Here is a 13447-nt window from a genome sequence, read left to right as displayed (position 1 = left end):
TTGCTGCGCCGCAGCGAATGCAGATCGCCGTAAACGTTTACATGGCGTGAGTGCGGCGACCATGGCAGAACCGTTGCAGCAAGGGGCTTCAAGGGCGAAGCGCATTCAGCGGATGGCCGTGCAGCGGGCTTGCGCAGTGCAGCATCCGATGTGGTGGCCCGTGCATGGAAGTTGACAAACGGTCGTCGTCCACCGAAAGAATGTGACAACGTTGTTCCCAGCCACTCTCCGACGCCGTGTTCTGCGGCCGTCGCCGCAGGAGCCTTCCTGATGTCAGCCGTCCCCGCTGCAAGCGCACGCCCGAACGTGGCCTCGTCCATCGCCATCGTCGGCGTGCTGTTTTTCCTGATCGGCTTCTTCACCTGGCTCAACGGCCCGTTGATCACCTTCGTCAAACTCGCCTTCGAGCTCAGCGAGGTCGGCGCCTTCCTGGTGCTGATGGTGTTCTACCTGTCCTACTTCTTCCTGGCCCTGCCGGCGTCGTGGATCCTGCGCCGCACGGGCATGAAGAAGGGCCTCAGCCTGAGCCTGCTGGTGATGGCAGGCGGCGCTGCGCTGTTCGGCGAATTCGCCACCCAGCGCTGGTATCCCGGTGCACTCGGCGGCCTGTTCGTGATCGGTAGTGGACTTGCCTTGCTGCAGACCGCGATCAACCCGTACATCTCCATCCTCGGCCCGATCGAAACCGCCGCACGGCGCATCGCGATGATGGGCATCTGCAACAAGATCGCCGGCATGCTGGCGCCGGTGCTGATCGGCACGGTGGTGCTGCACGGCATCGGCGATCTGTCGGCCACGGTGGCCGCTGCCGACGAAGCGACCAAGGCGCAGCTGCTGAACGAATTCGCCGCCAAGATCCACGCGCCGTACCTGGCCATGGCCGGCTTGCTGGTGGTGCTGGCGGTCGCGGTATTGTTCTCACCGCTGCCTGAAATCAAGGCCTCCGAGGCCAATGCCACCCCGGCCGGGGCACCGGGCAAGGCAGAGCGCAGCAGCATCTTCCAGTTCCCGCACCTGTGGCTGGGCGTGCTGTGCCTGTTCGTCTATGTCGGCGTGGAAGTGATGGCCGGTGATGCCATCGGTACCTACGGTCATGGCTTCGACCTGCCGCTGGACCAGACCAAGATGTTCACCTCGCTCACCCTGGGCGCGATGCTGGTGGGCTACGTGGTCGGCCTGCTGCTGATCCCGAAGGTGGTCTCGCAGTCGCGCTACCTGACCATCTCTGCGGTACTGGGCGTGGTGTTCTGCCTGGGGGCGTTCTTCACCCATGGCTATGTGTCGGTTGCCTTTGTGGCCCTGCTGGGCTTTGCCAACGCGATGATGTGGCCGGCGATCTTCCCGCTGGCGATCCGTGGCCTGGGCCGCTTCACCGAAACCGGTTCGGCGCTGCTGGTGATGGGCATCGCCGGCGGCGCGATCATTCCGCAGCTGTTCGCCGTGCTCAAGCAGCACATCGACTTCCAGCTGGTGTTCCTGCTGCTGATGGTGCCGTGCTACCTGTACATCCTGTTCTACTCGGTGGTCGGCCATCGCGTCGGCCTGCCGCAGGACAAGGGCTGATCGGCGATGATGGACGGCAGCCAACCCCAGGAAAAGCCGATGCGCAGAGCGACCATCAAGGACGTTGCCGAAAAGGCCAAGGTCTCGCTGAAGACGGTGTCGCGGGTGATCAACAACGAGCCCTCGGTGATGCAGGCCACCCGTGCGCGGGTGCTGCGTGCCATCGCCGAGCTCGACTACGAACCCGATCCCTCCGCGCGCAACCTGCGCAGCGGCACCACCTTCGTGATCGGGCTGGTGTACGACAACCCCAACCCGTACCACATCATCGGCGTGCAGAACGGCGTGCTCGCCGCCTGCCGTGAAACCGGCTTCGGCCTGCAGATCCATCCGTGCGATTCCAGCTCGCCGCTACTGGCCGATGAACTGGCCGACTGGGTGCAGCGTTCGCGCCTGGCCGGGCTGGTGCTGACCGCACCGATGTCCGAACGTCGCGATCTGATCCAGGCGCTCACTGCGCGGGGCATCAAGCTGGTGCGGATCATCGCCGCTACTGAAGATCCGGCCGATGGCGCCTGCGTGTTCGTCGACGACCGCGAAGCCGCCTACGAAATCACCGAGCACCTGATCCAGCTGGGTCACCAGCGCATCGGCTTCCTCTGGGGTGGCACCTCGCACCGGTCGTCGGGCGAACGCTACGCCGGTTACGAGGCCGCGCTGAAGGACTACGGCATGACCGTGGACAAGCATCTCGTGGTGCAGGGCGATTACACCTTCGACGATGGTTTCCGCGGCGCGCGGCGGCTGCTGGCACTGCGCGAACCGCCTACCGCCATCTTCGGTTCCAACGATGAAATCGCTGCCGGCGTACTGGCCGCCGCGAAGTCGGCCGGCATGAACGTGCCCTACGACCTGTCGATCGCCGGCTTCGAGGACAGCCCGTTCTCGCGCCAGTCGTGGCCGCCGCTGACCACCGCCAAGCAGGCCACCGAGGACATCGCCCGCCATGCCGCGCGCCTGCTGATCGCGCAGCTGCGCAGTGACGCCTACGACGATGCGCCGGCGCCGCTGCACAACCAGGGCTTCGTGCCACAGCTGGTGGTGCGTGGCTCGACCGCACCGATGCGTCCTGCCGCCGCCCGTCCCCTTCCTTCCGATCCTTCCTGAGCCTGCCATGTCGCTGTCCGACCCCACTGCCACCCTGATGTTCGCCGAGGCCGCCGAAGCGGCCGAGGTCGTTGCCCGCCAGTTCGCCCGCAACCATGCCGTGATGGAGACGCTGGCAGCCAGCCTGCGCGCTGCGCCGCCGCCGTTCGTGGTGACCTGCGCACGCGGCAGCTCCGACCATGCCGCGACCTATGGCAAGTACCTGCTGGAAACCCAGCTGGGCCTGGTCGTTGCCTCGGCCTCGCCGTCGGTGGGTTCGGTCTACGCCGCACCGCTGCAGCTGCGCGGTGCGTTGTTCATCGTCATCTCGCAGTCCGGCAAGAGCCCGGACCTGCTGCGCAATGCCGAGGCGGCCAAGGCTGCTGGCGCGCGCGTGGTGGCGCTGGTCAACGTCGAGGATTCGCCGCTGGCACAGCTTGCCGACACGGTCATCCCGCTGCATGCCGGCGTGGAAAAAAGCGTGGCGGCGACCAAGAGTTACCTGGCCTCGTTGTCCGCGCTTCTGCAGCTGGCCGCATACTGGAAGCAGGACAGCGCGCTGCGCAATGCCCTGGACCTGCTGCCCGATGCCATGCGCGAGGCCTGGCAGTGCGACTGGAGCGCAGTGACCGATGGCCTGGTGGAGGCCAACAACCTGTTCGTGCTCGGCCGTGGCCTGGGCCTCGGCGCAGCGCAGGAGGCCGCGCTGAAGTTCAAGGAAACCTGCAGCCTGCACGCCGAGGCCTACAGCTCGGCCGAGGTCAAGCATGGTCCGATGGCGCTGGTCGATCGCGGCTTCCCGGTGCTGGCCTTTGCCCAGCCCGATGAAACCGGTGCCGGCACCCGTGCCGTGGCCGAAGAATTCACCGCACGTGGCGCCCAGGTGTGGCTGGCCGGTGCCGGCGGCAACCTGCCCGTCGCCGCCGCGCCGCATCCGCTGTGCGCGCCGCTGCTGACGGTGCAGAGCTTCTACCGCGCGATCAACGCGCTGGCGTTGCGCCGCGGCTTCAACCCGGACCTGCCGCCGCATCTGAACAAGGTTACGGAGACGGTGTGATGGCAACCGTTCTGCGCAATGCCCGCATTCTTGCCGGCGATGAGTTCCGCGACGATCTTGCGGTGCTCATCGAAGACGGCCACATCAGCGCGCTGCTGCCCGACGCTGCACCGCAGCTGGGCATGGCTGACGAGCAGGTGGACCTGGAGGGCGGCTGGCTGCTGCCCGGCTTCATCGATGTGCAGGTCAATGGCGGTGGCGGCGCGCTGTTCAACAACACGCCCGACGTGGCGTCGCTGCGCACGATTGCGCGTGCGCATCGCCGCTTCGGCACCACCGCGATGCTGCCGACCCTGATCAGCGATGACCTCGGTGTGATGCGCGAGGCGATCGCTGCGATGCGTGAGGCCATTGCGCAGGGCGTGCCGGGCGTGATCGGCATCCACCTGGAAGGCCCGTACATCGCACCGGCGCGCAAAGGCACGCACGATGCCAGCAAGTTCCGCGTGCCGGACGCGGAAGAGATCGAACTGGCGTCGTCGCTGGATAACGGCGTGACCCTGCTGACCCTGGCGCCGGAGCGCGTGCCGCTGGAGACCATCCGCGCGCTGGTTGAACGCGGGGTGATCGTCGCCGCTGGCCACACCGCCGGTACCTATGAAGAGATCCGTGCCGGCCTCGATGCCGGCGTGCGTGGCTTCACCCATCTGTACAACGCGATGTCGCCGCTGCAGGGGCGCGAGCCCGGTGCGGTCGGCGCGGCGCTGGAAGATCGCGACAGCTGGCTCGGCATCATCGTCGATGGCGTGCACGTGCATCCGGCCAGCCTGCGCGTGGCGCTGGCGGCCAAGCCGCGTGGCCGCCTGCTGCTGGTGACTGATGCGATGCCGCCGGTCGGTGCGGACGATCCCAGCTACGTGCTGTATGGCGAAACCATCACCGCCATCGATGGCGTCGTGCGCAACGCGGCCGGCTCGCTGGCCGGTTCGGCGCTGGACATGGCCACCGCCGTGCGCAACACCGTGCAGCTGCTGCGCCAGCCGCTGGCTGAAGCAGCGCGCATGGCCTCGACCTATCCGGCGCAGTTCCTCAATGTCGATGACCGCCTGGGTCATATCGCCGAGGGCTACCAGGCCGACCTGGTGCTGCTGGACGATGCATTGCAGGTGCGTGGTACGTGGATTGCCGGCCAGTACGAGGCGGCTTGACGATGAGCAGCACGCCGCCACGCCGGTTGGGCTCGATCGACGCCCTGCGCGGCATGACCGTTGCGGCGATGCTGCTGGTCAACAACCCCGGTGACTGGAGTGCGGTGTTCGCACCGCTGCGCCATTCCGAATGGCACGGTTGCACACCGACCGACCTGGTGTTCCCGTTCTTCCTGTTCCTGGTGGGCGTGTCGATGGCCTTCAGCGTCGCACCGCGCGCGCTGGATCCGGGTGCACGGCCGGCACTTGCACGTGGCGTGCTGGAACGCGCACTGCGCATCGCCATTGCCGGCGTGCTGCTGCACCTGCTGGTGTGGTGGGCACTGCATACGCACCACTTCCGCATCTGGGGTGTGCTGCAGCGCATTGCACTGTGCGCGGCAGTGGTGGGCGTGCTGGCGGTGTATGCGCGCCCGCGCGTGCAGGCGGCCGTGCTGGTCGCGTTGCTGGTCGGCTACACCGCGCTGCTGCTGGGCGTGGGAGACCTTGCGCCGTGGACCAATCCGGCCAGCCGTCTGGATACCACCTTGTTCGCACCATGGATCTACCAATGGCAGGCCGATACCGGTCTGGGCCATGACCCGGAAGGATTGCTGAGCAGCCTCGGCGCGTTGGCCAGCACCGTGCTGGGCCTGCTGGCCGGCGGCCTGCTGCGCAGTGGCCGCGCCGGTGCATTGGCTGCGCTGGGTGCGATCACCGCCGTGCTCGGCCTGCTGCTGACGACGGTGTTGCCGCTCAACAAGCAGCTGTGGACGCCCAGCTACGTGCTGTGGACCGGGGGCCTGGCCGCGCTGGCGTTGTGGCTGGGCCACGTGCTGATCGACCGCAAGGGGTGGCCGGCGCTGGGCCGGCGTTTCGGCGTCAATGCAATCACTGCCTATCTGGGGGCTTCGGTGATGTCGGTGATCCTGCTGGCGACCGGCGCCTGGGGATGGGTCTGGCAGCAACTGGCCGTGGCGATGCCGCAGGCATTGGAGCTGGCCTCGATGCTGCAGGCGTTGGTATTCGTTGCGCTGTGGTGGGGTGTGGCGTGGTGGCTGGACCGGCGTCGCATTTATCTGAAGATCTGAGCGCGGGCAAAGGTAGTAGCGAACGGCGCATCCACGCATGGCGTGGATCTACTGAGCTGGTGGGTTGTGGGTCATCCACGCATGGCGTGGATCTACTGGGCTGGTGGGTTGTGGGTCATCCACGCATGGCGTGGATCTACTGGGCCAGGAGTGCAGTAGATCCACGCCATGCGTGGATGCTCTCCACGGATCATTCGACGTGAACGGATTCATCGACATGCGGACCGCGTGAGCACTTCCCGGCTTCACAACCAAAGCGTGACCGACTGCCGATAAATTCACCTATCGAAACCATTCATGGCAGGGCAGACTGCGTCTGCAGTGTCGTACAGAACATCCGCAGTTCCTGATCCCCCGACCCAGGAGTGCCGTATGTCCCATGTCGTCCCGCGCGGGTTACGCCGGCGCTGTTTGACCGTTTCCCTGCTGCAGATCCTGGCGATGCCCTCGTTGCTCGCCCTGTCCGCCCCGGCCGCCTGGGCTGGTTGCGATGCGACGGCTCCCGTCGCCGGGCAGACCGTCACCTGCAGCAGCGCTGCCCCCAATCCCGAGACCGCAGCAATCAGTGCCAGTGGCGCGGCGGGCATCACCGTGAATGTTGGCAACGGCGCGCAGCTGCAGCAGGCCGGCGCGGGCAGCGCCGTCTCCCTGCTCGGCGCCGGCGGGCACGTGCTCACCAATCTGGGCGCCATCAACTCGGCGAGCGGTACCGCGGTGCAGCTCGGCGCCGGCAGCCGCGTCGACAACACCGGCAGCATCAGTTCCGGCAGCGGTATCGCACTGCAGTTCAGTGGCGCCGGCGACAGCAGCGTGGTCAACCGCGGCACCATCAGCGGCGGCACCGGCGGCGTGCAGTTCGGTGCCGGCAACGATCGCCTGCAGATGCTGGCCGGCAGCATCAGCGGCGGCGTGCAGCAGGGCGATGGCAACGACGTGCTGCTGCTCAGCGGCGGCACCATCGACAGCCTCGACCAGGGCAATGGCGATGACCAGCTGACCGTCAACGCCGGCACCATCACCGGACTGGTGACGCAGGGCAGTGGCCGCGATGATTTCGTCATGACCGGCGGCACCATCGGTGCCCTGCAGCAGGGCGACAACATCGATACCTTCCGCATGAGCGGTGGCCGCATCGTCGGCGCGTTCGAAGATGGCGACCAGGCGTGGATGACCGGTGGCCGCATCGGCCGCGTCAACATGAAGCTGGACAAGAACCTGTGGGACATGTCCGGCGGCACCGTCGACGGCAACGTGGTCACCGGCTTCGACCAGGACACCGTCATCATCTCCAACGACGCCTACATCGGCGGCAACATCAGCGTCAGTGGCGGCACCGACAGCGTCACCATCACCGGTGGCACCGTGCGCGGCCAGGTGCTGCTGAGCACCGGCAACGACACCTTCAACTGGAATGGCGGCGGCATCGTCTACGGCGCCATCGACATGGGGCCCGACGATGACGTCGCGACCCTCAGCAATCTCAACCAGGCCAATCTGGGCGCCGTGCCACTGTTCGATGGTGGTACCGGCACCGACCGTCTCGGCTTCAACAACGTCAAGACCGCTGGCGTCGGGCGCTTCCAGAACTGGGAAGCGATCAGCCTGGCCAGCAGCACTGAGCTCACCTTCGATGGCGATCTGGTGCTGGGCGACAGTGCCACCGCTACCGGCAGCGTGATCGTGGATGAGACCAGCACCCTGTTTGCGGGGGGCGGCAACCATGCGATCCGTCCGTTCGCGGCAGCTGCGCTGGTGGACATGGTCAACGCCGGCCGCATCGACCTGACCAACAGTGGCGGCGCCGGTGATGCCTTCACCATCCGTGGCAACTACCGCGGCGACGGCGGTGGCGTGTACCTGCAGACCGTGCTGGGTGCGGACGACTCAGCCAGCGACCGACTGGTCTTTGATGGCGGCACCGCCACCGGCAGCACCGGTCTGGGCATCATCAACGCCGGTGGCGGAGGATCGGCCACGCTGGTCGACGGCATCCTGGTGGTGCAGGCGTTGAACGGTGCAACCACCGCGCCAGGCGCGTTCTCGTTGTTCGCACCGGTCTCGGCCGGTGCTTACGAGTACTTCCTGTTCAAGGGCGGTGTCAGCGCCGGCACCGGCGAGAACTGGTACCTGCGTTCGACCTTGGCGGCCGGGCCGGCACCCGCGCCCAACGGCGGCGGTGAAGTACTTCCGCCGCCGCCGCCGACACCGCCGGTCGCACCGCCGCCGCCGATTCCTCCGGCACCACCACCGCCACCGGAAGGTGCCATCGATCCGAACCTGACCGCCGGTGAGACCGCGCCACCGCCGCCGCCGCCGGAACCGCCGCCCGTAGCACCGCCCAGCGATCCACCGGTGCCGGACGTGCCGGTGGCTGGTGGCAGCCTGCCCGGTACCGGTTCGCCGCCGCCCACTGCGGGGGCAAGACCCGCCGCACCGGACGAGAATGGCCTGGTGCCGCTGTACCGCCTGGAGACCGCTGCCTACGCCGTGGTGCCCCCGCTGTTGCGCGAGACCTCGCTGGCCAGCCTGGGTACCTTCCACGAGCGCCAGGGCGAACAGCGCCTGCTGTACAACCAGGGCGCGTTCCGCACCGCATGGGGACGGCTGGTGGGGCAGAGCAGCGAGATCCACTGGAAGGGCGATGCACGGCCCGGCTTCGATGGTGACGTGATGGGCGTGCAGGCGGGCCTGGATGTATGGGCCGCTGCCGCCGACAGCCACCGCAACCAGATCGGCGTGTTCGTCGGCCGCACCCGCGCCGATGGCAAGGTCACCGGCCTGGCCATTGGCTGGGACAACGTGCTGGTCGGTCAGAGCCGGTTGGACGACAAGCACGTGGGCCTGTACTGGACGTTGACTGACAGCAGTGGCGGCTACATCGACGCGGTGGCGATGCAGAGCCGCTACGACGGCCGCACGCGTTCGTCGCGCGGGCTGGGCATCGACCTCAAGGGCGATGGCACCACGCTGTCGCTGGAAGCGGGCAAGCCACTGCTGCAGATCGGACAGTCATCGTGGTGGCTGGAGCCGCAGTTGCAGGTGATCTGGCAACGCAGTTCACTCGATGACCAGCGTGATCTGGTGTCCACCGTTTCCTTCGACAACGACAACGCCTGGACCGGCCGCGTCGGCCTGCGCCTGGCGGGCGACTACCAACTGGCTGACAACGGCTGGCAGCCGTACTTCAAGTTGAATTACTGGCATGGCCGCTCGGGCGAGGACCGCATCCTGTTCGACAGCGACGCGATCATCAATTCGCAGCGCTCGCGCGCGCTGGAAGCCGGTATCGGCGTGGTCGGGCGCTTCAACCGCACGATCAGTGCATATGCTGTGGCCGATTACACCCGCGAGCTGGGTGGCAGCGACAACGGCAAGCGCCGCATCATCGAAGGGAACATCGGCCTGCGTGCGGATTGGTGACGCCCGCCGCGTTGGCTGCTTTGGTGGGTGCCGACCTCGGTCGGCACAAATCCAACCGGCGCCATGACCCGCTCTGGTAGGTGTCGACCTTGGTCGACACGAATCCCTCCGGCGTCATGACCCGCCCTGGTAGGTGTCGACCTTGGTCGACACGCCTTGGCAGCAGTCAATCAATTCCCATACACCTGCATCACAACGGCGATCGCCCCAGCAACGCACCCGCGTGATCGGCCAGCAGCTGCACCGCATGCAGCAACCCTTCCTCTGTCAGCGGCGGGCATTGCGCCTCCGCGTCGTCCAGTTCACGCGCGGCCTGTGTCGCCAGCAACACGCCACCCAATGCCGACAACGCCAGCAGGCAGCGCGTGGTGCAGGCCAGATCGCGGGCATGCGCCGGCGTGATGCGCAGTTCCGTCCACGGCTCGCCGTCGGCGGCGTGGCAGCGCGTGATGTCGCGCAACCGCTTGAAAAAGGCAGGTGTGGGAGCGGCTTCATCCGCTTCGGTCAGCGCGTCTTCCAACGCCTCGGCAGCGGCGTTGGGCAGCTGCAGGTCGGGCAGAGCATCCCCCAGCAGTGTGTGCAGGCGGGGATAGGTGGGGTAGAGCGTAGTCATGGCAGCAACCTCACAAGGCAAGGCCACCTGCGGGATGCAAGGTGGCGGGCGGTGCGGGTTGGCGTGCCGGTCAAGAGCAAAGAAGAAGCCGACGGACCCAAGGGTCCCCACGCACCGCCCGCCATGGACCGGCAGGTGGTGCATTGTCGCGAGTGCCTGCAGCGAGGCAATCGGTCATCTTTGCTCATTGATTCGGGACGCCAATCCCGGCCAGCGCAGGTGGCGCTGGCACAGCGACCTTCGCGCGTTTGCCGCCGCGCCGACATGGGCAAAGTTGTAAATCGCAGCCCGATCCTGATGTGCCTGATGCGACACGTCGCGCGACGGCCGAGGCGTTATGCTTCGCCTTCATCCAACGACAGGGAGATGTCGATGCGAAACAGCAAGGGACTGCCGGCACGAGCCGCCTTGATCGCCACGCTGCTGGCAGCGACCGCTGCCACTGCGGCCGACACCATCGAGATCCCATCACCCGCCGCACAGGCACAGCTGCTGGACATGCTCGAACGCGAGGCGCTGTACCGAAGCAGAGTCGACTGGCCAGCCACGCGCACGCGGCTGAAGGGCGCGCAGGGTGATCCCGGCAGGGTCCGGGCCGTGCTGGTCGAGGCCATCGGCCGCAGTTCAGGCGGTCACGGCACCTGGATGACCCCGCAACGACAGCAGCAGCGTGTGCAGCGCTTCGCCCGGGAAAATGCCAGCGCCGTTGCCCGCAGCGAAAGCGACGCCACGCACCAACGTGACCCGCGTATCGGCCAGGTGCTGATCGAGGGCTATGCGGCCGACCCCAGTGCGCCGCCGCCGCAGCTGCAGCAGCAGAACATCCAGCGTGCGGTGCGGTGGCAGAACATCATCCGTGAAAAGGACAGCACGCCTCGCTGTGGCTGGATCGTCGACCTGCGCGACAACACCGGCGGCAACATGTGGCCGATGCTGCTGGGCGTTGCGCCGCTGCTGCGCACCTCGGCGATGGGCATCGAGGACGTGGGATCATTCGAGACCGCCGACGGTCCGGTACGGTGGCAGACCACCGCCAGTGGCGTGCGCATGGGCGAGGCGACGCGTCTGGATTTCGGCCAGCCCGGCTATCTACCCAGCCTTGTTGGCGCACCGGTGGCAGTCTTGACCGGCCCGCGCACCGCCAGTTCCGGTGAGGCGACCGTTCTGGCGTTCCGCGGCCGCGCGCAGACCCGCAGTTTCGGCCAGCCCACGGCGGGCGTATCGACTGCCAACGTGGTGCGCCGGCTGGTGGACGGCAGCGCGCTGGTGCTGACCACCAGCGTCATGCGCGATCGCAATGGAAATGGCGACGGGCGGAAGATCGCACCGGACCAGGCCACCGTCGGCGATGCCGCCACGGTGGATGCGGCCGAAGCCTGGCTGCTGGCCCAGCTCGCCTGCAGGAAAGGCTGAACCATGCTGCTGATTGGCCAACACGAACGGGTGCTGATTGTCGGCCCCACCGAAGCGCACCATTGCCTGCGCTGCCAGACCGAAACCGAGTTCGCACCGCAGCTGCGCTTCAAGATGGCGCGCATCGACCTGCTGTTCGGCTTCGTCTATCAGCGTCGCTACGAGCTGGCCTGCACGGGCTGCGAGCATGGCTGGGTGCTGGATACCGAAAGCATGGACCAGCAGCTGGGCGGGGTGCCGATCCCGTGGCGACACCGCTTCGGCCTGCCGGTGATGCTGGTGGTGCTGGCCGGGCTGGCAGTGGCGGGGTGGATGTGGCGGCAAGGGCACGGTGGTTGAGGACGCGGCCTGCTAAAGTTGCAGCCAGCAACCACGTACCGGAACCGACCATGGATCACGAAACGCCGTTCGAACCCGCCAACGACCTGGAAGTGCGCCTGTTGCAGGCCCAGGACGGAACCCTCACGGCCTCGCAGTTCCTCGACGGCCTGCTGACCGCGCCGGTGTTCGTGCTGCTGGACAAGGCCATCGGTGAAGATGGCGCCTGGGACGAGAGCATTTCGCCGCTGGTGCTGACCAGCGAGGGCGGCGAGCCGATGTTCGCGGTGTTCACTGCGCCCGAGCGCGCGGAAATCTGGCACGAGCAGCTGCCGCAGTTCGCCCATGCCATGCCCATCGCGGTGCATGCGCTGCTGTCGGGCATCGGCGAGGGCGTCGGCCTGGTGCTGAACCCGGGCCTGGATGTGGGCATGGAGATGATCCCCGACGCGGTGGCGCAGCTGAAGGAACGTGCTGCGGCGATCACGCGTGGGATGGCGCACTGATAAAGCTGTGGTTGCCGGCCAGCGGCCGGCACTACCAGATGCTTCAGCGGGCGGCGGCGATCGCCCGTACACGCGCCTTGGCCAGCGCCTCGCCAATGGCCGGCCCCTTCAGGTGCGTGGTGTCCAGGTCACGCGCCTGCACTGACAGCGCTGCCCGGTGCAGGCGCTTCAGCGTTTCGCCCTGCGGGTAGTCGCTGTCCTCGTAACCCAGCCGGCCGCGCTTGTCGGCCTCGCAGCACAACGCGATGCGGGCCACCCGTTCCGGTCGACGCAGTGCATCGCAGCGGCCCAGCAGTTCCAGCACGGTGGCATCGCGCAGTTCGTCGATGCGATGCACGTTCAAGTGCTCGCGACAGACGGCCTCGGCCAACTGCTGGTGCTCGGTCGGAATCTTCAGGCGCGCGCACAGTGCTTTCAGCGGCTTGATGCCGCGCTGTTCGTGCATGATGTGGCGCGGCCATTCCTCGGGCGGGGTCAGGCCCTTGCCGAGGTCGTGGGTGAGTGCGGCGAAGCCGACCAGATCATCACCGGGTGCGAGTTTCGCGGCCATGTCGCTGACCATTTCCTGGTGGATGCCGGTATCGACTTCCGGGTGGAATTCCGCGCGCTGCGGTACGCCGTACAACGCTTCCAGTTCCGGCAATATCGGGCCCAGCGCGTGCGCGTCGTGCAGGGTGCGCAGGAACGCGGACGGGCGCTCACACACCAGTGCCTTGCGCAGTTCCTGCCACACACGTTCCGGCACCAGTGCGTCGAGCTCGCTGCTGGCGGCAATCTCGCGCATCAGTTCCATGGTTTCCGGCGCGACGGTGAAGCCGAGCGAGGCGAAGCGGGCCATGAAGCGCGCCGCGCGCAGCACGCGCAGCGGGTCTTCTACGAAGGCGGGACCGACATGGCGCAGCACGCGCTGCTCGATGTCGCGCGCGCCGCCATAGGGATCGACCAGCGCGCCGCTGTCTTCATCGCAGGCGATGGCGTTGATGGTGAAGTCGCGGCGCTGCAGGTCTTCTTCCAACGTCACCGCCGGATCGGCATCGACCACGAAGCCGCGGTAGCCACGGCCGGATTTGCGTTCGGTGCGCGCCAGCGCGTATTCCTCACCGGTCTTCGGATGCAGGAAGACGGGGAAATCGCGGCCCACGGCGGTGTAGCCCTGCGCTTCCATCTGCGCGGGCGTGGCGCCGACGACGACCCAGTCACGGTCGCCGGCAGGTCGCTGCAGCAGGCGGTCGCGCACGGCGCCGCCGACAAGA

The 13447-nt window shown here is 67.2% G+C and carries 11 protein-coding genes; 9 read left to right on the top strand and 2 right to left on the bottom strand.

Annotation, left to right across the window (positions count from 1 at the left end; genetic code table 11):
• Positions 1–270: 270 nt before the first annotated feature.
• The 6 genes from AC27VL_RS17430 to AC27VL_RS17405 all read left to right on the top strand — a co-directional run bounded on the left by AC27VL_RS17430 (position 271) and on the right by AC27VL_RS17405 (position 9344).
• Complete coding sequence (locus tag AC27VL_RS17430; RefSeq protein ID WP_099820931.1) at positions 271–1563, top strand: sugar MFS transporter; 1293 nt, start codon at positions 271–273, stop codon at positions 1561–1563.
• Positions 1564–1602: 39 nt separating this feature from the next.
• On the top strand, positions 1603–2670 hold the full coding sequence (locus AC27VL_RS17425) for a LacI family DNA-binding transcriptional regulator (RefSeq protein ID WP_099821016.1): 1068 nt from the start codon (positions 1603–1605) through the stop codon (positions 2668–2670).
• A gap of 7 nt (positions 2671–2677) precedes the next feature.
• Entirely contained in the window at positions 2678–3706 is a 1029-nt protein-coding gene (locus AC27VL_RS17420; RefSeq protein WP_317220827.1) for an SIS domain-containing protein, read from the top strand.
• A complete protein-coding gene (nagA, locus tag AC27VL_RS17415) occupies positions 3706–4854 on the top strand; it encodes an N-acetylglucosamine-6-phosphate deacetylase (RefSeq protein ID WP_488767598.1) in 1149 nt (382 codons plus the stop codon). The genes AC27VL_RS17420 and nagA overlap by 1 nt, the downstream gene beginning before the upstream one ends.
• A gap of 2 nt (positions 4855–4856) precedes the next feature.
• Positions 4857–5924: an acyltransferase family protein gene (locus AC27VL_RS17410; protein ID WP_488767596.1), complete on the top strand. Its 1068-nt coding sequence runs from the start codon at positions 4857–4859 to the stop codon at positions 5922–5924.
• Between the two features lie 372 nt (positions 5925–6296).
• Positions 6297–9344 carry an autotransporter family protein gene (locus AC27VL_RS17405; RefSeq protein WP_488767594.1) on the top strand — a complete coding sequence of 1016 codons (3048 nt, stop codon included), beginning with the start codon at positions 6297–6299 and terminating at the stop codon, positions 9342–9344.
• A 190-nt stretch (positions 9345–9534) separates the two neighbouring features.
• On the opposite strand, the gene AC27VL_RS17400 is transcribed toward AC27VL_RS17405, so the two are convergent.
• Positions 9535–9957: a hypothetical protein gene (locus AC27VL_RS17400; protein WP_488767592.1), complete on the bottom strand. Its 423-nt coding sequence runs from the start codon at positions 9955–9957 to the stop codon at positions 9535–9537.
• Between the two features lie 372 nt (positions 9958–10329).
• Between AC27VL_RS17400 and AC27VL_RS17395 the strand changes: the two genes are divergently transcribed.
• The 3 genes from AC27VL_RS17395 to AC27VL_RS17385 are packed head-to-tail and all read left to right on the top strand — an operon-like array spanning position 10330 to position 12194.
• Positions 10330–11370: a S41 family peptidase gene (locus tag AC27VL_RS17395; protein ID WP_488767590.1), complete on the top strand. Its 1041-nt coding sequence runs from the start codon at positions 10330–10332 to the stop codon at positions 11368–11370.
• Between the two features lie 3 nt (positions 11371–11373).
• Positions 11374–11709 (top strand): hypothetical protein, encoded by a 336-nt coding sequence (locus AC27VL_RS17390; RefSeq protein WP_488767588.1) that lies wholly within the window; start codon positions 11374–11376, stop codon positions 11707–11709.
• Positions 11710–11759: 50 nt separating this feature from the next.
• Positions 11760–12194: an SseB family protein gene (locus tag AC27VL_RS17385; protein WP_049467432.1), complete on the top strand. Its 435-nt coding sequence runs from the start codon at positions 11760–11762 to the stop codon at positions 12192–12194.
• Between the two features lie 43 nt (positions 12195–12237).
• On the opposite strand, the gene AC27VL_RS17380 is transcribed toward AC27VL_RS17385, so the two are convergent.
• Positions 12238–13447 (bottom strand): multifunctional CCA addition/repair protein (locus AC27VL_RS17380; protein ID WP_488767586.1); only part of this gene is annotated, 1210 nt, incomplete at its 5' end.

This window comes from Stenotrophomonas sp. 14P6.2.3 (assembly GCF_057799055.1).
Note: the sequence above shows the minus strand (reverse complement) of the source record. Positions and strands in the feature narration are given on the sequence as shown.